Genomic DNA, 22,197 nt, shown 5'->3' with positions numbered 1-22,197 from the left:
ATGGGATACCTACCAAATTTATGACGCCTGACGAATATTGCCAGGAAAAAGCCGCCAAAAGCGGTTCGAGCTTTTACTATTCGTTCCTGTTCCTGCCCCCCGAACGCCGCCGCGCCATCACGGCGCTGTATGCGTTCTGCCGCGAGGTGGACGACGTGGTCGACGAATGCACGGATCCGTCCGTTGCACGCATCAAGCTCACTTGGTGGAGAACACAGGTCGATCAATTGTTCGCAGGACAGGCCGAACATCCGGTGATGCGGGCGCTGCAACCACACCTGGAGCCCTGCGGCATCGCACGCGAGCGCATGCTGGCAGTCATCGACGGCATGGAAATGGACCTCGACCAGACCCGCTACCTGGACTGGCCTGGCCTGCGCAAATACTGCTGGCACGCCGCCGGCGTCGTGGGCGAATTGTCCGCCGGGGTATTCGGCTATAGCGATCCGCGCACCATGGAATACGCCAGCAAATTGGGGCTGGCGTTCCAGCTCACCAATATCATCCGGGACGTCGGCGACGACGCGCGACGCGGCCGCATCTACTTGCCTATCAACGAATTGCAGCAGTTCGAAGTCAAAGCCGCCGACATTCTGAACGGTACGTATTCCGACCAATTCTCTGCGCTGATGGCATTCCAGGCCGATCGCGCCCGGCAGCTCTACAAAGAAGCGATGCAGAGCCTGCCCGAAGCGGATCGCCGCGCGCAGCGCCCTGGCTTGATGATGGCGGCGATCTACCATGCGCTCCTGGACGAGATCGAACGCGACAACTGGCAAGTGCTGCATCAGCGGATTTCGCTGACGCCATTGCGCAAACTCTGGCTGGCCTGGAAAACCTGGGTCAGCGGCGGCCGCGGCCTGGTGCGTCGCCTGGCAGCACGATGAAGGCCGCCGTCATCGGCGCCGGATGGGCCGGGCTCGCCGCCTGTGCCGCTCTGCGCGACGCCGGCGCGCAAGTTACCGTATTCGAGGCAGGCCGTACTCCTGGCGGACGCGCACGGCGCGTGGTGCATCCGGAGTTCGGCGGCCATCTGGACAATGGCCAGCATATTCTGCTGGGCGCCTATGATCAGACTTTGGCACTGATGCGCCGACTGGGCCGCAACCCCGCCACGCTGCTCATGCGCCGGTCGCTACGGCTGAGCAGCCTGGACGGACAGTTCCGCCTGTCGGCGCCGGCCCTGCCCGCGCCCCTGCATGCTGCAGTCGCCCTGCTCACGGCCCGTGGTCTGTCCTGGAATAGCCGTTTTGCCGCTGTACGCTTGATGTATGGCTTGAAAAAAATGGCCTGGCACCCGCCACGGGACTGGACGGTGGCCCAGTTGATGGCGCATTTTCAGCAACCCGAACCGCTGATCCGGTGCGTATGGGAGCCCCTTTGTTTGGCGGCGCTGAACACGCCGCTGGGTGAAGCCAGTGCGACCCTGTACGCCCGTATTTTGCAAGACAGCCTGAACGGCCACCGCCACAACAGCGATCTGCTATTGCCCTGTGTAGACCTGTCGGCGCTGTGGCCGGATGCCGTCGCCCTGCGCGCCACCATGCGTTATGGCGCGACCGTGCGGCATTTAGCCCCCTCGGCGCACGGCGTCGATGTCAATCGGGAACGCTTCGATACGGCGGTGCTCGCCGTTCCCCCGTCGGTTGCCGCGCGCCTGCTCGAGGACGCCCTGGTAGACGCCAACACGCCAGGCCTGCTCAAAGCCCTGCAAGCGTTCGACTACATGCCGATCGCCACATTGAACCTGAGACTGGCGTCCCCCTGGCCGTTGCCGGAACCCATGATGCAATTGCGCGAGGACAAAGCCCGCGGCCATTTCGGCCAATGGATATTTGATCGCTCGCGTCTGACTCGCAACAGCCCCGGCGCAGAGCTGGCGATCGTGACCAGCGCAGCCCACGACCTGGCCGAGGATGATCGCGACACCATCATTGCCAACCTGACCGCACAGGTGGCCGAACAGGCCGCGCGCCATCCGTCACGATTGGCGCCCATGCCTGCCACCGATGCGGCCGAGCTATTCATTGAAAAGCGCGCCACCTTTGCCGCCGTGCCTGGACTGAAACGCCCCCTGAACACGACGCCTTGGCCAACCCTGGCGCTGGCGGGCGACTGGACTGACACAGGCTATCCGGGCGTGCTGGAAGGAGCGGTGCGCAGTGGGCTCAAGGCGGCCCAGGTTCTGCTGGCACGATGATCAATCGGATGCTGATGCTCACCAAGCCGGCGCGGATATGGCGGCGCGCGCGAACCCAAACGCAACTCGAATTCGCGCACCTGGCTGGCTCCTGGGACGAGTACGCGCGTTAGGCGCTGAACGCTACGCCCTTACCGGCAGGCGCAAACGCCCCTCATTTTCCTCAGCGCAGCACCGCATGAGCGCTGGCCAATCCCAGCGCCGTCAACGCGAGCGAACCGATCAGGCTCACGGCCGCATAACCCAACGCTGCGCCATAAGCCCCACGCTCCAGCATTGCCACCGTTTCCGCCGAAAACGTCGAAAACGTGGTCAATCCGCCCAGGAATCCCGTCACGGCCGCCAAGCGCACCCATTGTGGCCATTCCGGGTGCGCCAGCAATACCGCCAGGGCCACGCCAATCAAATAGCCCCCGATCAGATTGACGAGCAACGTGCCCCACGGCCAACCGGAGGAGGTATTCAGCCACACCCCCAGCAACCAACGCGCGCACGCCCCGAAAGCGGCTCCGACCGACACGGCCAGAACGTTAAGTGGAATCAGCGATTGCATTTTTATATTTGAGACCCATTCTCATTTAAGTACTAGAATCCGCAGCCTTAGTGCAATATTGGTCATGGACAGTCAACCCGCCTCTCGCTGACGAGCCTACTGGCTCAAGACACTACACCAATGGCATTGGATCAGTTCCGCATTATGCCTCTTGGGCATGTTGTTGTTCGCTATCACCGGATTGACGCTCAATAACGCCTCGTCGATCAGCGTCAACCCGGCGGTCACGACACACGACGCACAACTGCCCGCCGCGCTGCTGGCCGAGCTCAAGGCGTCGACACCTCGGATAAAAACATGCGTCCTTCTTGGGGCGGCCCGGCAACGGACGAGACCCCCACGCCGCGCCTTCGGCTTGCTGTCCCCCAAGGGGGCATTTTTGTCTTGGGGCGGCCCGGCAACGGATGAGACCCCCACGCCGCGCCTTCGGCTTGCTGCCCCCCAAGGGGGTATTTTTGTCTTGGGGCGGCCCGGCAACGGATGAGACCCCCACGCCGCGCCTTCGGCTTGCTGCCCCCCAAGGGGGCATTTTTGTCTTGGGGCGGCCCGGCAACAAAAAAGGGCAACGCGACATCGCGTTGCCCTTTTCCATGACGCCAGTTCAATCACTGCAACGTGCGCGTGAACACGAACTTGCCGTCTTGCCAATCGACCGGCACCACATCGCGCGGCCCGAAGTCGCCTTCGAGGATCAGCTTGGCGACCGGGTTTTCGATCTGCTGCTGGATCGCGCGCTTCAGCGGTCGAGCACCGAACACAGGATCGAACCCGGCACGCGCCAACTCGGTCAATGCCGCATCGGACACCTCCAGGCGCATTTCCTGCCGCTCCAGACGATCTGCCAGACGCTTGAGCTGAATCCGTGCAATCGACTCGATGTGCTGTGCTTCCAGTCCGTGGAATACCACTACCTCGTCGATACGGTTCAAGAACTCCGGACGGAACGACTGCTTCAGCTCATCCCACACGACCTCCTTGATCACTTCGTAAGGCTGTCCCGCCATGCTCTGGATATGTTGCGACCCCAGGTTGGATGTCATCACAATCACCGTATTGCGGAAATCCACCGTACGGCCTTGACCATCGGTCAGACGACCATCGTCCAGGACTTGCAGCAGCACGTTGAACACATCGGGGTGGGCTTTTTCCACCTCGTCCAGCAACACCACGCTGTACGGCTTGCGGCGTACCGCCTCGGTCAGGTAACCGCCCTCTTCGTAGCCCACATATCCCGGTGGCGCACCGATCAAACGCGCGACGGAGTGTTTTTCCATGAACTCACTCATGTCGATACGAATCAGATGTTCCTCGGAATCGAACAAGAAGTCCGCCAACGCACGCGTCAGTTCGGTCTTGCCCACACCGGTCGGCCCGAGGAACAGGAATGACCCATACGGACGCGAAGGATCCGCCAGACCTGCACGCGAGCGGCGAATCGCATCGGAGACCAGCCGGACAGCTTCGTCCTGCCCCACCACGCGCTTGTGCAGATAGTCTTCCATTTGCAGCAATTTTTCGCGCTCGCCCTGCATCATCTTGGCCACGGGGATACCCGTCGCGCGCGACACGACCTCGGCGATTTCCTCGGCGCCGACTTGCGTACGCAGCAAACGAGGCTTATCCGATTCGGACTGCTCGCCTTGCTGCTCGGCATTGTCGGCCGCGCTCAAACGCGCCTCCAGCTCGGGCAGCTTGCCGTATTGCAGCTCGGCCAGTTTGTCGAATTGCCCCTTGCGTTGCAATTCGGCCATCTCGGCGCGCACGCGGTCGATTTCTTCCTTGATGGCTTGCGTGCCTTGTACAGCGGCCTTTTCGGCTTTCCAGATTTCCTCGAAGTCGTTGTACTCGCGTTGCAGCTTTTCGAGTTCCTCTTCGATCACGGCCAGGCGGCGCTTGGACCCGTCATCGGTTTCCTTGCGTACGGCTTCGCGTTCGATCTTCAACTGAATGATGCGTCGATCCAGACGATCCATGACCTCGGGCTTGGAGTCGATCTCCATACGAATACGCGCCCCTGCTTCGTCGATCAAATCGATGGCCTTGTCCGGCAGGAAACGGTCTGTGATGTAGCGATGCGACAACTCGGCGGCGGCCACAATCGCAGGGTCGGTGATTTCGACACCGTGGTGGATCTCGTAGCGTTCCTGCAACCCGCGCAGGATCGCGATCGTCGACTCGACATCGGGCTCGTTGACCAACACCTTCTGGAATCGGCGCTCCAGCGCGGCGTCCTTTTCAATGTATTTGCGATACTCGTCCAACGTCGTTGCGCCGATGCAATGCAACTCGCCACGCGCCAACGCCGGCTTGAGCATATTGCCCGCATCCATCGCACCCTCGGCCTTGCCGGCGCCCACCATAGTGTGCAACTCATCGATAAACACGATGTTCTGGCCGTCGTCTTGCGCCAGCTCTTTCAGCACGGCTTTCAGACGCTCTTCGAACTCGCCACGGAACTTGGCGCCTGCCAACAGCGCCGCCAGGTCGAGCGACAACACCCGCTTGCCGCGCAGAGTCTCGGGGACTTCGTCATTCACGATGCGTTGCGCCAAGCCCTCGACGATGGCGGTCTTGCCCACACCGGGTTCGCCGATCAGCACGGGGTTGTTCTTGGTGCGGCGCTGCAGGATCTGAATCGTGCGGCGGATTTCATCATCACGGCCGATCACGGGATCGAGTTTGCCTTCGCGGGCGCGCTCGGTCAGGTCCAAGGTGTATTTGGCCAGGGCCTCACGATTGGATTCGCCCTCGGCGGCAGAGACGTTTTCGCCTCCACGCACAGCGTCAATCGCAGCCTCAAGCGCTTTCTTTTGCAAACCGGCATCGCGCAGGATCGTGCCGGCCGGACCTTTGTCGTCAGCCAGCGCCAGCAAAAACAATTCGCTGGCAATGTACGTATCGCCACGCCGCGCGGCTTCTTTGTCGGTGCGCGTCAGCACCGCCTGCAGGTCGCGCCCGACCTGCACGTTGTCGTTACCCTGCACTTGAGGCAGCGCTTTCAACGCAGCGTCCAACGCGGCCGGCACGCGGTTCACCGCGACACCTGCGCGCGCCAGCAAGCTGCCTGCCCCGCTGTCTGCGTCAGACAGCAGCGCCGAGAGCACATGCACGGGCTCGATATAGGGATGGTCGTTGCGAGCAGCCAAGCTTTGCGCATCAGCCAAAGCCTGCTGGAATTTAGTCGTCAGTTTGTCGAATCGCATAAGAGTTGTCGTTAGGCTTGATGGGGAGCCTGACCGGAACTGCTACGCGGCTTGGCTCGATGAATAACATGTGCGGATGTTGATCGTTTTTTCAAGGCCTTTCAGGCCCCAAAACGTGGGAATTTCAGCACGATTGCACAATATGTAACAATCCAATTCCTCCTCGACTGCACGGTTCCCGCAGTCGCGGGACCCATTCACACGGAGCCGCCTTCGGTGGCGCTTACAATAGGGTACAGCTCGTTCATGTCCTTGCGTCTGCGCGAGGCACCGCACCACTCGCAGCCCACTCTATGCAAAAACGTGTTCCCCTGTCACCAGAATCGTCCAACTGCTCGACATGCATGCTGGGCCACGTCTGCGTTCCCGTCGGGATGGCCGCCGCCGACGTTCAGCAACTGGACAAGCTCGTGCAAGAACGCATCCGCCTGCCCAAGGGCGCGACGCTCTACACCCAGCAAGACAAATTGGACGCGGTATACAGCGTACGCTACGGCAGCGTCAAAACCCAGATCGAAGACGCAGCCGGACATATGCAGATTACCGGCTTTCACCTGCCGGGAGAAATGATAGGCCTGGACGGCATGCTGCAAGGACAGCATGTCTCTACCGCGCTGGCCATGGAAGACGCCGAGGTTTGTGTCATCCGTCTGTCTCAAATCGATCATATCGCCGCCCAACTGCCCTCGCTGCAACATCAGATGCGCCGCCTCATGAGCCGCGAACTGGAACGCTCGTATCAGATGCTGGCCTCGCTGGGCAGCCTGCAATCCGAACAGCGCCTGGCGGGCTTTTTGCTCAATCTGTCGCAACGCTATGCCGCACTCGGATATTCTTCCACCGAATTCGTGCTGCGCATGACCCGTGAGGAAATCGGCAACTTTCTCGGACTGACCCTAGAGACCACCAGTCGACTGTTTTCGCGCCTGGCACGCGAAAACCTGATCGCAATTCGTCAACGCGAAGTCCAATTGCTGGACATCCCCGCGCTGCAGCAACGATTAGGGCAGGAACGTTGCTGAGAGCGATGCTCGTGCCTCGCCTCCCGTCACACCCGGGCTCATCTGGCTGGGCGATGATGGCGCTGATGCTGGCATTGACGCTGGTTGGGGGCGCTGCCGTGGCCCAAACGCCCCTGCCTCCGCCTTACAACTACGATGAACCGCTGCCCAAAGGGCCGCGCCCGCTGCCCGCATGGCAATATCTGACGTTGGGCGAGGCCAAGCACACCTACCGCATGCCGGTCTATGCCAACCACAAACTCGGCAAAGGCCTGAAAAGCATACGCCGCGTCATCGTCGTGCTGCCAGGCGCCCGCCGCGATGCCGGGCAGCACTACCAGGATATCGAAGCCCTCGTTAACCGCGATCCCGCCCACAAAACCGATACGCTGGTTCTGGCCCTGGAGTTTCCCACCTCCGTCGATGCCGACTTTGCGAAACTCCCTGCCTGGCGCAAATCCAGTTGGGAAGTCGGTGGCAAGAGCATCCAGGCTTCGGGGCGCCCGGGGCCGATCAGCGCGTTTCAAGTGCTCGACGATATTGTGAAATGGTCGGCCGATCGCAAAGCGATCCCGGCACTCTCCGACATCGTGCTGGCCGCGCATGGCAGCGGCGCGCAGTTGCTGCAGCGCTATGCGATCCTCAATGACCTGGACGGCACCGTGCGCCGCGAGGGCTTGGGGCTGCGCTATGTCGTGGCAAACGCGCCTTCCTATCTGTACCTGACAGCTGAGCGCCCTCGCCGCACCAGCGGGGGCTATGCCTCTTACGAGCGGGGCATTTGCCCGACCTATAACCAATACCCCTACGGCCCGCAACAGTTTCCTGCCTACGCCAGCGACCCCGGCCCTGCCAGCCTGTACGTGCGTTACGCCTCGCGCGATGTGGTCTATCTATTGGGCGGCGCGGACAACAATCCCGAAGATCACGGGTTGGACAAACATTGCGCCGCCGAGGCTCAGGGTGCCACCCGGCTGTCGCGTGGCCTGGGCTATCTGCGCTATGACCACCTGCTGGCACACCGGGGCAGCTCGCCCATCAACCTCACGCACACGCCACAGCGAGTCATGGGCGTCGGACACGACGCCACGGCGATGTTCGGCTCTCAATGCGGCACACAGGCCTTGCTGGGTCACGACGCACGCATTGCAGAGCGCGCGGCCTCGTGCGAAGCCATTACGCCAGCCCCCTGAGCCCGGTTGCTGGCGAAGTTGCCGAGCCTGCCCCTGCTTGATTGCTGCCGCCGGCAAAGCCATCGAGCCAACACAGGGCCCGCTGCCACCAGCAAGATAATCATGCCTGGACTTTAGCCGCCACCTTCGGCTTGCTGCCTGTCCCGGCCTGTTGGCGCAGCGGTTGCAGCAACGCCGACAGACCATTGTGGTCCAACTCGTGCATCAACGCCAATAACCTGCCGATCTGCCCAGGCGGAAATCCCTTGCGCGCAAACCACGCCAAATAAGGTCCCGGCAGATCTGCGATTAAACGCCCCTGATATTTGCCGAACGGCATCTCCAGCGTGACGAGACGTTCAAGATCTTCTGGATTCATCGTGCGGCTGCCAATCCAACGGCCAATTTCCGGCCAGCACATTTTGCAGCCACAGCGTGCACGTCAGCGTCTTGGCATCCGTCACGCGGCCACTGCGGCAAGCGTCGGCCAATTCGTCAGGCGCCGTAGCGCGCACCTCCAGGAACTCGTCCTGATCGAGCTGGGCCGTGCCAGCGACCAGCCCGCGCGCGAAGAAGATATGGATGATCTCGGTCGAATAGGCGATCGCCAGATGCATCGCCCCCGCGCTGGCCCATTCCTTGGCGGTGTAGCCTGTTTCCTCGAGCAGTTCGCGCTTTGCACACGCCAACGGATCCTCGCCAGGATCGAGCTTGCCCGCCGGGAACTCGGTCATCACCTGTCCCACAGGATAACGGAACTGCCGCTCCATCAACACGCGCCCATCGTCGAGCAACGGAATGATCACCACGGCGCCCGGATGCACGATGTACTCGCGCGTGGCCTGCCTGCCATCGGGCAGGCGGACCGTATCGCAACGTGCTTTGATAAAGCTGCCTTCGCAAAGGGACTGGCTATCAACCAGCGTTTCAATCAAGTGGGCGTCGTCGGCAGCGTTCATGAGTAGCAAAAAAACAAAAACGGATGGAAATGCGATCGCATCAAACGCATTGACGGTGCAGTCAAAAACCGAAATTGCTCTCGGCTCCGGGCACATCAACGTGTCGAAACAATCAGCTTACCATCCCGGTGCTTTATTGTTGACGACGCGCTTCCAGTTCACGCAGACATGCAGCAACTTCGTTTTGCAGTTGTGCGCGATCGACCGCCGCACGATCGGCGTTGTTGCGGCAGCGCTCGTATTGGGCCAGGCTCTCCGGGGTATCGCGCACCACGCCTGACGGGGCTGCCGTACCAGCCTGCGGCTGTTCCGTAATGCGCAAGGTCGAAGGAGGCGAGTAACTGCCGTCGCGCGAGGGATAGCTATATTCCTGCGCCTGCTGCGCAGCCTCATGCATCTGTTGAGCCTGCGCCATCCCGACGGTGCCCATCAGGCAAGTCAAAGCGGTAAAGCTGGAAATTACGATCGTCTTCATCATCTATTGCTCCGGAAAAACCTCGGCACTCATGCCGGGGAAGAGAGGGCGCAGCCTCGTCAGGCATTGGCACCCATTTATCGTAACGTCTGGCACCGCGCCCCAGAGCGCAAAAATAGGTGCCAAAGCGCAACAAAATCTCCGCCCTGATTCCAGCCCTGACGTTGCCGGCCTCAAGCGGCCGCGCACTCGCTATTCACGATGATTCCGCATGCCGAGCCCGCCAAGCGCGCAAAGCCTCGCGATAAGCTTCCATTTCGTCGTTATACATGTCGTAAACGCACGGAATACAGCCACTTTGACAACACTCGTTAGGGCCGGGAGGGGTAGGCGGCACAGGCTCGGGATCATCAGCAGATGAGTCCTGCGCAGCAGCATCCGTCATCACAGCAGGAAATACAGGCTCTTCAGGCGCACGATGCAGGCCAGGCAACGCCGAACCCGGCCGCTGTGCAACGGTGTCCATATCGGTAGCATGTATCGAAGAATTCATAATCACTATTATCGCCCCATCATCCGATGGACGGCGGCCTGCGCTGCCAGTGATAATCTGTTGACTATCGGCCCAGCGTCCTACCGACTCTTTATGCCCCACCCCCAATTTTGGCGCGACGCGCGACTGCCCTACGTGGAAAGCCGGCGGGCTGTTCACAGCCGCGCATGCTACGTGACGCACACGCACGACACCATGTCGATCGGCACAGTCGACAGCGGCCATAGCACCTTTACGTGTGGCGACACCTCATATCGGCTCGCCGCCGGCAGTCTGGTCATGGTGCCGGCGCATTGCGCGCATGCCTGCAATCCCGATTCCGACGCGGCATGGAGCTATCAGATGCTGCATCTGGACGCTCAATGGGTTCGCGCGTTGTTGGCCGAGCACGATGGGGATGCCGCGCTGCCTGATCACGCGGCCGTGAGCCATGCACTGCCCGCCTATCAGCGATTCTGTGAACTCAACGACCTGTTGTTTTCAGACGCCGCGCCCGCCGACAAGGAGTCTGCGCTCATCTTGTATGTAGGGAGCCGTTCATGGTTGGGCCTGCCGCTGGCAGCCCCGCCTCCTCCACTGGTGCCGCACCGCTTCCAACACATCATGGCCGCGCTGCACGAATCCGGTAACCATGACATATCCCTCGCCGCGCTGGCAGACATGGCGGGCATGAGCCGTTATCAGTTCATCCGCGCATTCCGCGCAGCGACCGGCATGACGCCGCATGCCTATCAACTGGATCTGCGCATCCTGCACGCCCGCCAATTGCTGCGGCGTGGCCAGAGCCTGAGCCGCATCGCGCAAGACCTGGGTTTTGCGGACCAAAGTCATTTCCAGAGGGCCTTCAAACAGCGCGTCGCCGCCACGCCTGGCCTCTATCAACGCTCGAGCGGCTGAACCCCTGCAATTTTCTTCAATACGCCATGCGTCTGCCGCTGCAGAATCGCCTCGTTCTCACAAGAGGCAATATGGCAAACGCTTGGCAACTCTTCGCCGTGGTCGCAGGCGCGCATTTCCTGGCGCTGCTCAGCCCCGGCCCTGATTTCTTTTTGATTATCCGCAGCGCGTTACTACATGGCTGGCGTCCCACTGCCACCGTCTGCCTGGGCATCGCAGCAGCGAACGGCATCTTCATCATATTGGCGATCGGCGGATTTGCCGCATTGAACCCCTCTGGTGCGCTTTTCCAGTTGCTGCAAGCGGCAGGCTGCCTCTATCTCGCGTATCTGGGGGCAGCGCTGCTCCGTCATGCCCGCACTGGCGCTGCGTCGCTGCACAGTCCGGCTATCGCTGGCACGGCTGTGCCGCCGTCTTGGCACCGGCGCTTTGCCATGGGTTTCGGCTCCGGCATTCTGAACCCCAAAAATGCGCTGTTTTATGCCAGCCTGTTCTCGCTGTTGGCCGGCGAACATACACCGCCTACGCAGCAATGGGCCTACGGGCTGTGGATGTTTGCGGTGGTATTGGCCTGGGATTTACTGATCTGCGCGGGCATAGGTCACCCGGCCATCGTGGCCGCCATGACCCGCTATAACGCGCTGATCGAGCGCATCACCGGCGTCGTATTGCTGCTGATTGCGGGGGGCGGATTATGGTTGCTGGCCGGCGCGTTCCTGGAGCGATAGCGCCGGCCGGTCTACACCTTGACCGCGTTACACGATCGTCAGCGTGACATCGATATTGCCGCGAGTGGCATTCGAATACGGGCATACGATGTGCGCGCGTTGCACCAGATCCTCGGCCTGCTCGCGTGCCAGACCCGGCAGCGAGATCTTCAGCTCGACTTCGATACCGAAGCCGGTGGGCAGAGGCCCGATACCCACGGCGCCCTCGATGGACGCATCCGCCGGAATCGACAGCTTGTCGCGATTTGCGACGAACTTCATCGCGCCGAGAAAGCATGCGGAATAGCCCGCGGCAAACAATTGCTCCGGGTTCGTGCCGCCGCCAGGGCCGCCCATTTCGCGCGGGACCGCCAGTTTGACGTCCAGGATATTGTCCGACGAGACAGCACGGCCATCACGACCGCCGGTGGCTTTGGCATGGGCACGGTATACGACTTTTTCGAGAGACATGACAGGTTCCTTTAGTTAACAGAGATAAAACGACAGGCGATTTACTCAACATACGGCTCGCCAGAACCGAATACAAATAGCAAGCAAATTAATCGTGCACTACATATATGGCAGATTGATGGCACAAGACAGAGGGCACACCCGGCCCAATCATGCATGCGTCATCAAACTTTCCCGCAACTGCTCCAACCGCACTTTCAATGCGGCCAACTCATCCGGCGCGCACTCCGTCGCACACAACACCTCGACGGGGACTTGCGCCGCCTTCTGTTTCAGCGCGCGCCCTGCGGACGTGAGCGCCACGATGACTTGGCGCTCATCCTGCTCGGCGCGTGTGCGGGTCAACCATCCCGCAGCCTCCATACGCTTGAGCAAGGGCGTCAAGGTCGCGGAATCCAAAAACAGCCGGCGGCCGATGTCGGTCAACGTCAACTGATCCTGTTCCCACAGCACCATCATCACCAGGTATTGCGGATACGTCAGATCCAGCGCGCGCAGGAGCTTACGATACACCTTGTTCATCGCCAGCACCGTCGAATGCAGGGCAAAACACAGTTGCTCGTCCAGCAACAGTGATGGCTCATCGGCAGCAGAGGATCGGGATGAAGGCGTCATGGATTGAATAATACATAGCGCACGATTTAATCGCAAGTTATTTTTATGCAACAGACACGAGGGCCTCGATAGCGACTCCGCCTGCAAGAGAACATACCAGGGGAGACAGGGCCTCCCTCCGGGCGAGCGTCATTGACGAAACCGGCGGCGGGCTCGGCGGCGCCTGACGCCATCCGTAGAATAGAGAGGTTTTCCGTTGCCCTCCTGCCGACCTCGCGTTTGCCAGCAGAGGCACCGCAATTTTTCTTCAACTCTATTTTCTTAAAGGCTCTCCATGGAAACAGAACTTGATGGCCGCTTGCTCGCCATGCGTCAGACCGTCGCACTGGCCCTGGCGCTGTCCACCCGCAGCAACCCGCAAGCCATCGACTTGGCGCTGGACATTCTGGGCGACTTGCGTGCCAACGTTGACAGCGCGCCCGCGGACAGCCCCTTTGACGTGCCCGCCTGGGCAACTGGGGCGCAAGACGAGCTGGATCAGATCGCGCATCTCGTGCGTGCGTTCACGCAGCAATCTGACAACGAATCTAACGAATAAAGCCGCCTCAATGCATGCCGCAGCCGGCTAGAGCTGTAGTTTAGAATTACAGCACCATGCATCCCACAAACCGTGCTTTCACATCGATACGCTATCGCGCTGCCGTCTGGCTGGCGCTCTGCGTATTTGCGCTGAAAGCACTGGTCCCCCAGGGCTTTATGCCTGGGACTGATCCGAGCGCCACACTGATTCAATTGTGTTCGGCCGCGGGTCCGATATGGGTCGAAGGCCCATCCAAGGCCGGACACGATCATCACCCCTCGCGCCAAGACGCTCAACATGCCGAACAATCGGCCGTCTGTCCCGCTGGCGTGGCATTGGCCGCATTGCCGCTCTTGCCCTCCCTGCCAGGGCTGGTACCGACCGGCACCATCACGCTGCAAGTCGCAGCGCGCGCTCCGCCGGCGCTGGCTGACACCTCACCTCAGAGCGCACCGCTCGGTGCGCGCGCCCCGCCTGTCTCACTCGGTTAGTGCTTGATTCCCCGTCGCGCATCGCGACGGCCCTGCCCTTTCTACCGAGAATTTCCATGCCATCCCATTCCGTCAGGACATCCGTCCTGCCTCGGCGCACGGTCGTTTCCGCGACCGTGGCGCTGCTATTGGCCAGCCCTGGCGTCCGAGCCCAGACCGCCACGCTGCCCGCTATTTCCGTATCCAGCGACGCCTTCCCCATCACGCTCAATGAGATCGGCGCAACCGGATCATCGCTGTCACTCACGCCCTTTGAGACCCCCGCCAGCCTGGAAATCATCACCAATGAGCAACTGCGCGCACGTGGCGACGTGACGGTGATGGATGCTATCACGCAAGCGGCCGGCATCAGCGCGTTCCGGCATCCTGGCAACGGCGGCTCGTCGCTCTCTGCGCGCGGCTTTACCGATTCGAATTCGGTCGCGATCCTGTACGACGGACTGCGTCAATACGGTGGCCTGGGCCAGACCTTTGTCTACGATCCCTGGTCAGTCGAGCGCATCGAGGTCCTGCGCGGCCCCGCCTCGGTCCTGTATGGCGAGGGGGCGATTGGCGGCGTGGTCAACATCATTCCCAAGAAGCCTTCCCGTGGCCCGATCGAAAATGAAATCCAGACCACAATCGGCACCCACGACACCCAGCGCCTGGCGTTCGGCAGCGGCGGTGCGATCGACGATCGCTGGTCGTATCGGTTGGATCTCAGCGGCAACCACAGTAATGCCGACATGAGCCTGGGGGATTCGAAAAACGCCGCCGTCACCGCGGCACTGCGGCTCGACGTCTCGCCCGAACTGAATTTCACGCTGACCCAAGCCTATGCGTGGCAAGAGCCGACCCGCTATTTCGGTACACCCTTGATTGACGGCGACATCGATTATTCCTTGCGCCATCAGAACTACAACGTCGATGACAGCAAGATCATCTATCGCGACCAGCGCACCGAACTGCAGACCGAATGGATGCCCAATGCGCAAACGACCGTCCGTGGACGCGTCTACTACATCGGCAGCGACCGCGACTATCGCAATGCAGAGAACTACACCTGGCAACCCGACAGCGGCCTGATCGAACGCAGTGCCTACACGGCGATTCAGCATGACCAGTCGCAAATCGGCGCGCGAGCCGATACCGCCTTTCGCGGCCAGGTATTGGGCTTGCAGAATCAAGTCTCGGTGGGTGCCGAAATCAATCGCAGCAAGTTCACCCATACCAACAACTCGCCTTATAGCGGTACGTCCTTGGTTGATCCCTACGATGTCGATCACGGCGAATTCATCAACGAGGCCGGCACCTCGCCACGCTACCGCAACACCGCGACGCAGTACGCTCTCTTTGCCGAAGACCGCCTGATGCTCACCGAGCGATGGTCCGTATTGGGCGGCGTGCGCTATGACCATATTGATCTGCAGCGTGAAGACCTCGTCACCGGCACCACGGCCTATCGCACCACCTTTACCAATGTGGGCTGGCGAGTCGGATCGGTCTACGACATATTGCCCACGCTCGCGATATACGGACAATACGCCGAGGCGGCCGACCCTGTCGGCGGACTGTTGCTCTTGTCGCCAGCCAACAAGGACTTCGAACTCTCGACCGGTCGCCAGATCGAGATCGGGCTCAAGCAGACATTCTGGGACGACAAGGGCCAATGGACCTTGGCGGCCTATCACATCCGCAAAAATCATCTCGTCACACGCGACCCCAATGACCCTGCATTGCGCGTGCAAGTCGGCAGTCAATCCAGCCGCGGGCTGGAGCTCACCGTAGGCATGGAGATTGCCCACGATTGGCGCATCGATTTCAACGGAGCGATCCTGGATGCGCATTACGACGACTATGTAGATAGCGCCAACGGGACCGCCGTCTCTCGACGAGGCAATGTGCCGCCCGACGTGCCCGAGCGACTGGCCAATCTGTGGGTGAGCTGGAATTTCGCGCCGCAATGGACCGCCAGCGCAGGGTTGCGCTATGTGGGCAAACGCTATGCCGACAGCGCCAACGAGCTCGAGATGGCCGCCTACACCACGACGAACCTCGCCCTGCAATGGGAGCCTCGCCGCGACCTGAGCCTGGCCCTGCGAGCCTACAACGTATTCGATAAACAGTACGCCGAGACCGCCTACTACAACCAGACGCAATGGCTGTTGGGCGCAGGACGACGCGTCGAATTGTCCGCGAACTATCGGTTCTGAGCGATCCCTGAATCCTGGCCGGATGCTGACATTCGGCCTCCAACTATCTGCGTCATCATGAACACTCAAGCAAACACACCAGATACTGATGCGATCCGTCATGTCGATGTTTATCGGGCTGTCTGGCGCTGGCACTTTTATGCCGGCCTGCTGGTCATCCCTTTCCTGATTGTGCTGTCTGTCACCGGCGCGCTTTATCTGTTTCATAACGAGATCGAGAACGCCTGGTATCGCGAACTGAAATCGGTGCCCGCACAAGACACTCCGGCATTGGCGCCGTCTGCATTGACACAGGCCGCCTTGCAGGCCTACCCTGGCACGCTGGCCAAATACCTGCCGCCCGCCACACCCGAGGCGGCGGCACAAGTCGTCATCAAGCCGGCAGCCGGCGCGAGCCTCAGCGTTTATGTCAACCCGTATGACGCTCACGTTCTGGGGGCGATCCCTGAACGCGGCACGTTGATGTGGACCATACGCCGATTGCACAGTCTGGACTACTTTGGCCCGATCGCCAACGGCGCCATTGAAATCGCGGCAGGCTGGAGCATCCTGCTGGTGCTCACGGGGATCTACCTTTGGTGGCCGCGCGGCCGCAAACAAGGCGTCATCAGCATACGCAGCACGCCATCCAAACGCGTCTTCTGGCGCGACACGCATGCCGTCACCGGAGTGATCGTCGGCTTTTTCATTCTGTTCCTGGCCACCACCGGCATGCCTTGGTCCATCGTGTGGGGCGCCAAGGTAAACCAATGGGCCAATGGCAACAACTTTGGCTATCCGGCAGGCGTGCGCGTAGCCGTCCCCATGTCGGATGAACACCTGGCGCATATGGGACACACAACATGGTCGCTGGAGCAAGCCCGCGTGCCCGCATCCACGCCTGCTCACACCGTGGGCGAGCCCATCGGCCTGGACGCCGCTGTCAATATTTTCGATCGGCTGGGCCTGGCGCCGGGTTACGCCATCAACGTGCCGCAGAACGCCACGGGCGTCTACACCGCCTCGGTCTACCCCAACGATCTGTCACGCCAGCGCGTCGTGCATCTGGATCAATACAGCGGCCAACCGCTATTGGACATGAGCTATGGCGACTATGGGCCGTTGGGTAAAACGCTGGAATGGGGGGTCAATGTACATATGGGCCAGGAATTCGGCCTGGCCAATCAATTGATCCTGCTTGCAGCCTGTCTCGCTATTGTGCTGTTGTGTGTGGCGGGCGCGACCATGTGGTGGAAGCGGCGCCCAACGGGCAGCCTGGGCGTGCCTCCTATGCCGGCGGCGCGCGGTGCGCTGCGTGGCGTCATGGTGTTGATGGTGATTGGCGGGATCATCTTTCCACTGGTGGGCGCCTCGCTGCTGGTCATGCTGGCGCTGGACTTGCTGCAGCAACGGCGCAGCAAAGACAGCGTCTGCTGAACATCAAACGCAGCAAACGCTGCTGCGCATTGAGTCGGCAATTCAAGCGGAATATGCACACCATGCACGAATAGACTGCCATCCTGAACCGCATTTCGATGCAAAAAAACAACGGCCACGCGCAAAAAAACCCTTGCCGCTGTCGTGGCCGCTGCGGCGCTGCGCCCGCGCTAAAAAGGCATCTCCAGGCCTGACGCGAAATCGTGAGAAATAACTACTTTTAGCCGCAAAATCCTGCAGTTTCCGAATTTGGCGGCAATCGATGCTTTACCATGAAGCCCTCAGGGATAATGCGCAGGCCTTGGAACAAGACCTGCGCCGTTATCTCTGATTGTTCAATTCAACGGAGATTTTCTTTATGAAAAAGACGCTACTCGCCGCTGCACTGCTGGCTGGTTTCGCAGGCGCCGCTCAGGCTGAGACGTCGGTCACTCTCTATGGTGTCATCGACACCGGCATCGGCTACAACAAGATCAAAGGCGATGGTTACAGTGGCAGTCGCGTAGGCATGATCAACGGCATTCAAGCCGGTTCGCGCTGGGGTTTGCGTGGTACCGAAGACTTGGGCGATGGTCTGCGCGCCGTATTCCAACTGGAAAGCGGCTTTGATTCCAGCAACGGCAACAGCGCCCAAAACGGCCGTCTGTTCGGCCGTCAGGCCACCATCGGTTTGGCCAACGACAGCTGGGGTACCCTGGAGTTCGGTCGTCAGACCAACATGTCCTCCAAATACCTGGCAGACATCGACCCGTTCTACACCAGCTATACCCAAGCCAACCTGGGTCTGGGCTTCAGCGCAGCGAACACCACCCGTTGGGACAACATGGTGATGTACCGCACGCCGTCGTTCAGCGGTTTTGAATTCGGCGTGGGCTACTCGTTCAATGTGGACGACACCAACAGCAACGAAACCGGCTTCCGTACGGCAGACAACACCCGCGGCATCACCGCCGGTCTGCGCTATCTGAACGGTCCGTTGAACGTCGCCCTGACCTACGACCAACTGAACGCCAGCAACAGCGCCTCGAACATCGATAGCAACGCAACGCCCCGTCAATATGCGGTCGGCGTCACCTACGACTTCGAAGTTCTGAAGCTTGCTGCCGCCTACGGCCGCACCACCGACGGCTGGTTCACCGGCCAGGACCTGGATTCGGGCACGCCCTTCAGCAACGAATTCGGCTCTAACCGCTTTGTCGATGGCTTCAAGGCCAATTCGTACATGGTCGGCGCGACGGTACCCATCGGCGGCGCCAGCAACGTCTTCGGTTCGTGGCAGCGTGTCGACCCCTCCAACGACCGCCTGACCGGTGGCGATTCCACCATGAACGTCTGGAGCCTGGGCTACACCTACGATCTGTCCAAGCGTACCAACCTGTACGCCTACGGCTCGTACGGCAAAGACTATGCCTTCATCGATGGTCTGAAGAGCACGGCTGTCGGCGTCGGCCTGCGTCACCGCTTCTAAAGCAAAACCGGCAACAGGCTTGTGCAGCGTGTTGCCGGCATCGGCGGGCTGAATCCCCAGCCCGCCGATTCAAACCAGTCAATTCGATCCGGGCTCGCGACGACTCAAGTGTCGATTCGCCGCCAGGTACGCATCACGCGACGGCGCCAGATGCCCACGGCATACCCGAATCAGATCCTCCCGGCGTCCCTCTTCCAACGCCGCGATCATGGCCCAGTGTTCCAGGCGTGCACGCTCGCGATACGAGGCGTCCACCAGAGAGCTGAAGCGAATCGCATGCGTCTGGCGTGCATATTCCTGAATCGCGCGCTGCAGCACGCTGTTATTGCAGAAACCAAACAAGGTCTCGTGAAACCGCAGATTGGTGTGAAACACCGCACGCGGGTCATCATCGGCCACCGCTCGGTCGTGTTCGCGTTGAATTGCCTTTAACCGATCCAAGGCCTCGGTGGGTAACGGGCACGGCAAAATGCGGGCCGCCTCGGCCTCAAGCAGCTCTCGCAGTTGATACAACTCAAGCACTTCCTGCACGGCGAATGCCCGGACCTCGCAGCCGATGTTCTTGCGCCGCTCGACCAGCCCACGCCGCGCCAACTCTGCCAGCACTTCTCGGGCGGCGTGACGCTTGAGCGTGAATCGACGCATCAATTCGTCCTCGATCAGACGCTCACGCGGATGCAGGCTGCCCAGCACAATGTCTTCTTCGAGCTCGCGCACGGCGGCGGAAATACCGGAACTCTCGATAGAGGCGTCAGGCAGCGAATCAGACATGGGATCAGAAAGTAAGAACGGCACGGCAAAAGTATAAACGCGAGATATGATGACCCCAAAGCCACCGTCCCTGGTCTCTCATGCCTCACATTCGCCCTCGCCTGATTTTCCCGCTTGCCATCGGCGGCATGGCGTTGCTGCTTGCGCTATCGATACAGGCAGAGCCCCGGTTGCTGCATAGCGAGCCATCGCCCTTTGGCCAGGTGCTGGTATTCGAAGACAACGGCGAACGATGCCTGAATTTCAACTCCATGACCGATCTGGGACGGCAGACCTGCATGGATCTGCAGGAACCCGACGAACTGGTGTTTTCTTATACACGCATGATGATCAGCGCCCTGTTCGTCAATCCGGCACCGCGGCGCATCCTCATCGTGGGCCTGGGCGGCGCCACACTGCAGAAAGCGCTGGCCGCCCTCCTGCCCGACGCGACCATCGATACGGTGGAAATCGATCCCGCCGTCGCGCGCGTCGCCGAAGACTACTTTGATTACCGGCCTGGCCCGCGGCAACGGCTGTTTGTAGAGGACGGGCGCGCCTATATCGAAAACGCGCGTCGCACGGGACAGCAGTACGACATGGTCATGCTGGACGCCTTTGATGTGGACTACGTTCCGGAACACCTGATGACGGTCGAGTTTCTGGAACACGTCAAAGCCATTTTGGCCAAGGACGGCATTGTGGTTGCCAACACGTTTACCAACAGCGATCTTTACGAACGCGAATCGGCGACCTATGCCCATGTATTCGGACCGTTCTTTAACCTGCGGCAAGGCAATCGTGTCATCGTCGCGGCGCGTGACACACTGCCCGGCATGGACGCCATTCGGTCCAATGCCAAGGCATGGAAAAACAAACTCGAACCGCTCTCTGTCGACGTCGAACAGGAAACAGACAGGTACGCTCAACGCCAGGAAAAAGGATCGGCGGACCTACTGAGAGATCCCAAACCGCAGTAAACAGGCAGCCGCAGTACGCACACCTCATCGGTTGCCTGGTACGGATATCCCGCTACACCTCTGTACCGATCGCACACACGGTTCAACTATGGGACTGGGCAACAGGAGGACCGCGCCCGCGTCCGCGCACGAGGCACAAATCTATTCCTGATAGGGATGCGTCCGGCGCCAATGCTCCGCTATATCCAGACGACGCGTCACCCACACTCCTTCGTGGCTCATCACATAATCCAGAAAACGCTGTAATCCGGCCGCTCTGGCCGGATGACCGACCAGCCGCATATGCAATCCCACCGACATCATTTTTGGGGTTTTTGCACCTTCGGCATACAACATGTCAAAAGCATCTTTCAGGAAACCGAACCACTGCTCGGACGTACCCATCCATCCCGCATACTTGCCGTCATTATTCGTCAGCGAGTACGGCACGATCAGTTGCGGCTTGCCTTGGACCAATTGCCATAGAGGCAGCTCGTCACCATAGTAATCCGAGTCATATAAAAAGCCCCCCTCTTCCACAAGTAAACGCCGGGTATTCACACTGGGACCATACCGGCAATACCAACCCGATGGACGCACGCCGATTGTTTGCGTCAAAGACGCGATGGCCTTCCGAATATGTTCGCGCTCTTGGTCCTCGCTCAGCTCATAGTGCTTGACCCAACGCCATCCATGGCAGCACACGTCGTAACCCATCTGCCTGATTTTGGCCGCAGCCAGGGGATTGCGCTCTAGCGCCAGGGCGCAACCAAACACTGTCATGGGCAAACCACGCTCTTCAAACAAGCGCACTAGCCGCCAAAACCCCACGCGACTGCCATACTCGAACATCCCCTCGGCGGCCAGATCACGGCCATCTCCCATCTGGTTCAGACCGTGAGCCTCAGTCAATCCAGTTTCCGTATGATGCTCGCCATCCTGAAAAGAAGGCTCCGAGCCCTCTTCGTAGTTCATGACGAAGTTCAATGCCAGCCGAGCTCCGCCTGGCCATTTTGGATCAGGCGGCTGATCCCCATAACCAATAAAATCTCGCGTGGGTTGCCATGCCATATCGGATTCACCTCCTAGTTGGGCAATACATCGAACGGTTCGACTTCTACGAATTCCTCATCGCCCTCGCCGCCCGTAGACCACATGAGAACGGCAAAACAGGCGGGTCGCCCAAACACGGTCATGCCGTGATGCCACGTATCTGCACGATAGGTCACACCTTGATTACCGCTGGCCAAAAAAGCCCGCGCCTGCATGATGTCCGGGCCACCCTGCGGCAAGTGAGGCGCCACCACCACCAGATATTGCTCGACATCGATCGGGATAAAGGTTTGCGAGGAATACTGATGCCGCTCGAGCATGCTGGCTCGCAACGGCAATGCAGGGCTGGGTTCACGCAACGACAACGACAGGCTGGGCCCTGCCTCTTTTCGTGCGTTAGACAGCGCATCGTTGTAGTAATTGCGTCCCGCACGAGTAGGCAACGTCAACACGTCGCCATAAGGCGTAAACGCCTCAACAGTTAACGGCTCAACTTTAACGGTATGCATGAATCCCTCTTTTGATCTAGATGTATTGACGAACGGCAGTACGCCCTCTGATATAGCAAACCCGTGCGACATCATCGCGACAATCATCTCGCG

23 protein-coding genes and 1 pseudogene are annotated in these 22,197 nt (G+C 60.3%); 13 read left to right on the top strand and 11 right to left on the bottom strand.

Annotated elements, in window-relative coordinates; translation table 11 throughout:
- Positions 1-20: 20 nt before the first annotated feature.
- Positions 21-887, top strand: a complete 867-nt coding sequence (gene hpnD / locus ACYVIT_RS10705; protein WP_415807983.1) for a presqualene diphosphate synthase HpnD — start codon at positions 21-23, stop codon at positions 885-887.
- Positions 884-2,200 (top strand): hydroxysqualene dehydroxylase HpnE, encoded by a 1,317-nt coding sequence (gene hpnE / locus ACYVIT_RS10700; RefSeq protein ID WP_415807984.1) that lies wholly within the window; start codon positions 884-886, stop codon positions 2,198-2,200. Before hpnD ends, hpnE begins: the two co-directional genes overlap by 4 nt.
- 163 nt (positions 2,201-2,363) lie before the next feature.
- Here hpnE and crcB read toward each other — a convergent pair whose 3' ends face one another.
- Positions 2,364-2,753: a fluoride efflux transporter CrcB gene (crcB, locus tag ACYVIT_RS10695; RefSeq protein ID WP_415807985.1), complete on the bottom strand. Its 390-nt coding sequence runs from the start codon at positions 2,751-2,753 to the stop codon at positions 2,364-2,366.
- Positions 2,754-2,817: 64 nt separating this feature from the next.
- On the opposite strand from crcB, the pseudogene ACYVIT_RS10690 reads away from it, so the two are divergent.
- Positions 2,818-3,039: pseudogene (locus ACYVIT_RS10690) on the top strand (PepSY-associated TM helix domain-containing protein); the annotation flags it as partial.
- 319 nt (positions 3,040-3,358) lie between these two features.
- On the opposite strand, the gene clpB reads toward ACYVIT_RS10690, so the two are convergent.
- Positions 3,359-5,956 carry an ATP-dependent chaperone ClpB gene (clpB, locus tag ACYVIT_RS10685; RefSeq protein WP_415807986.1) on the bottom strand — a complete coding sequence of 866 codons (2,598 nt, stop codon included), beginning with the start codon at positions 5,954-5,956 and terminating at the stop codon, positions 3,359-3,361.
- A gap of 293 nt (positions 5,957-6,249) precedes the next feature.
- Between clpB and ACYVIT_RS10680 the strand changes: the two genes are divergently transcribed.
- The gene (locus ACYVIT_RS10680) at positions 6,250-6,978 is read left to right on the top strand and encodes a helix-turn-helix domain-containing protein (protein WP_415807987.1); all 729 of its coding nucleotides are present in this window, start codon (positions 6,250-6,252) and stop codon (positions 6,976-6,978) included.
- A 5-nt stretch (positions 6,979-6,983) separates the two neighbouring features.
- Positions 6,984-8,150: a hypothetical protein gene (locus ACYVIT_RS10675; RefSeq protein WP_415807988.1), complete on the top strand. Its 1,167-nt coding sequence runs from the start codon at positions 6,984-6,986 to the stop codon at positions 8,148-8,150.
- A 100-nt stretch (positions 8,151-8,250) separates the two neighbouring features.
- Here ACYVIT_RS10675 and ACYVIT_RS10670 read toward each other — a convergent pair whose 3' ends face one another.
- The 4 genes from ACYVIT_RS10670 to ACYVIT_RS10655 form a co-directional block, all read right to left on the bottom strand.
- Positions 8,251-8,508, bottom strand: a complete 258-nt coding sequence (locus tag ACYVIT_RS10670; protein WP_415807989.1) for a DUF3820 family protein — start codon at positions 8,506-8,508, stop codon at positions 8,251-8,253.
- Entirely contained in the window at positions 8,489-9,088 is a 600-nt protein-coding gene (locus tag ACYVIT_RS10665) for an NUDIX domain-containing protein (protein ID WP_415807990.1), read from the bottom strand. The genes ACYVIT_RS10670 and ACYVIT_RS10665 overlap by 20 nt, the downstream gene beginning before the upstream one ends.
- A gap of 133 nt (positions 9,089-9,221) precedes the next feature.
- Positions 9,222-9,563, bottom strand: coding sequence for a hypothetical protein (locus ACYVIT_RS10660; protein ID WP_415808031.1), 342 nt, complete (start codon positions 9,561-9,563; stop codon positions 9,222-9,224).
- A 196-nt stretch (positions 9,564-9,759) separates the two neighbouring features.
- Positions 9,760-9,948 (bottom strand): oxidoreductase-like domain-containing protein, encoded by a 189-nt coding sequence (locus tag ACYVIT_RS10655; RefSeq protein ID WP_415808032.1) that lies wholly within the window; start codon positions 9,946-9,948, stop codon positions 9,760-9,762.
- 201 nt (positions 9,949-10,149) lie between these two features.
- Here ACYVIT_RS10655 and ACYVIT_RS10650 point away from each other — a divergent pair, with 201 nt between their 5' ends.
- Positions 10,150-10,953 carry an AraC family transcriptional regulator gene (locus ACYVIT_RS10650; RefSeq protein WP_460478195.1) on the top strand — a complete coding sequence of 268 codons (804 nt, stop codon included), beginning with the start codon at positions 10,150-10,152 and terminating at the stop codon, positions 10,951-10,953.
- A gap of 71 nt (positions 10,954-11,024) precedes the next feature.
- Positions 11,025-11,681, top strand: coding sequence for a LysE family translocator (locus ACYVIT_RS10645; protein WP_415807992.1), 657 nt, complete (start codon positions 11,025-11,027; stop codon positions 11,679-11,681).
- Positions 11,682-11,708: 27 nt separating this feature from the next.
- On the opposite strand, the gene ACYVIT_RS10640 is transcribed toward ACYVIT_RS10645, so the two are convergent.
- Together ACYVIT_RS10640 and ACYVIT_RS10635 are read right to left on the bottom strand one after the other, a co-directional pair.
- On the bottom strand, positions 11,709-12,131 hold the full coding sequence (locus ACYVIT_RS10640) for an organic hydroperoxide resistance protein (RefSeq protein ID WP_094822217.1): 423 nt from the start codon (positions 12,129-12,131) through the stop codon (positions 11,709-11,711).
- 150 nt (positions 12,132-12,281) lie between these two features.
- Positions 12,282-12,746, bottom strand: a complete 465-nt coding sequence (locus tag ACYVIT_RS10635; RefSeq protein ID WP_415807993.1) for a MarR family winged helix-turn-helix transcriptional regulator — start codon at positions 12,744-12,746, stop codon at positions 12,282-12,284.
- A gap of 274 nt (positions 12,747-13,020) precedes the next feature.
- On the opposite strand from ACYVIT_RS10635, the gene ACYVIT_RS10630 reads away from it, so the two are divergent.
- The 5 genes from ACYVIT_RS10630 (at position 13,021) to ACYVIT_RS10610 (ending at position 18,833) form a co-directional block, all read left to right on the top strand.
- Positions 13,021-13,284, top strand: a complete 264-nt coding sequence (locus ACYVIT_RS10630) for a hypothetical protein (RefSeq protein ID WP_415807994.1) — start codon at positions 13,021-13,023, stop codon at positions 13,282-13,284.
- A 56-nt stretch (positions 13,285-13,340) separates the two neighbouring features.
- Positions 13,341-13,757 carry a DUF2946 family protein gene (locus ACYVIT_RS10625; protein WP_415807995.1) on the top strand — a complete coding sequence of 139 codons (417 nt, stop codon included), beginning with the start codon at positions 13,341-13,343 and terminating at the stop codon, positions 13,755-13,757.
- A 56-nt stretch (positions 13,758-13,813) separates the two neighbouring features.
- Positions 13,814-15,949: a TonB-dependent receptor gene (locus ACYVIT_RS10620; protein ID WP_460478194.1), complete on the top strand. Its 2,136-nt coding sequence runs from the start codon at positions 13,814-13,816 to the stop codon at positions 15,947-15,949.
- A gap of 57 nt (positions 15,950-16,006) precedes the next feature.
- Entirely contained in the window at positions 16,007-17,365 is a 1,359-nt protein-coding gene (locus tag ACYVIT_RS10615; RefSeq protein WP_415807996.1) for a PepSY-associated TM helix domain-containing protein, read from the top strand.
- Between the two features lie 358 nt (positions 17,366-17,723).
- Positions 17,724-18,833 (top strand): porin, encoded by a 1,110-nt coding sequence (locus ACYVIT_RS10610; protein WP_415807997.1) that lies wholly within the window; start codon positions 17,724-17,726, stop codon positions 18,831-18,833.
- Positions 18,834-18,911: 78 nt separating this feature from the next.
- Here the strand turns inward: ACYVIT_RS10610 and ACYVIT_RS10605 are convergent, their stop codons facing one another.
- A complete protein-coding gene (locus tag ACYVIT_RS10605) occupies positions 18,912-19,604 on the bottom strand; it encodes a GntR family transcriptional regulator (protein WP_415807998.1) in 693 nt (230 codons plus the stop codon).
- Between the two features lie 80 nt (positions 19,605-19,684).
- Between ACYVIT_RS10605 and ACYVIT_RS10600 the strand changes: the two genes are divergently transcribed.
- On the top strand, positions 19,685-20,563 hold the full coding sequence (locus ACYVIT_RS10600; protein ID WP_415807999.1) for a spermidine synthase: 879 nt from the start codon (positions 19,685-19,687) through the stop codon (positions 20,561-20,563).
- A gap of 141 nt (positions 20,564-20,704) precedes the next feature.
- Here ACYVIT_RS10600 and ACYVIT_RS10595 read toward each other — a convergent pair whose 3' ends face one another.
- Positions 20,705-21,613, bottom strand: coding sequence for an allantoinase PuuE (locus ACYVIT_RS10595; protein WP_415808000.1), 909 nt, complete (start codon positions 21,611-21,613; stop codon positions 20,705-20,707).
- A 14-nt stretch (positions 21,614-21,627) separates the two neighbouring features.
- A complete protein-coding gene (locus tag ACYVIT_RS10590; protein ID WP_415808001.1) occupies positions 21,628-22,104 on the bottom strand; it encodes an ureidoglycolate lyase in 477 nt (158 codons plus the stop codon).
- Positions 22,105-22,197 lie beyond the last annotated feature (93 nt).

It is taken from the genome of Bordetella muralis, from assembly GCF_054781015.1.
Note: the sequence above shows the minus strand (reverse complement) of the source record. Positions and strands in the feature narration are given on the sequence as shown.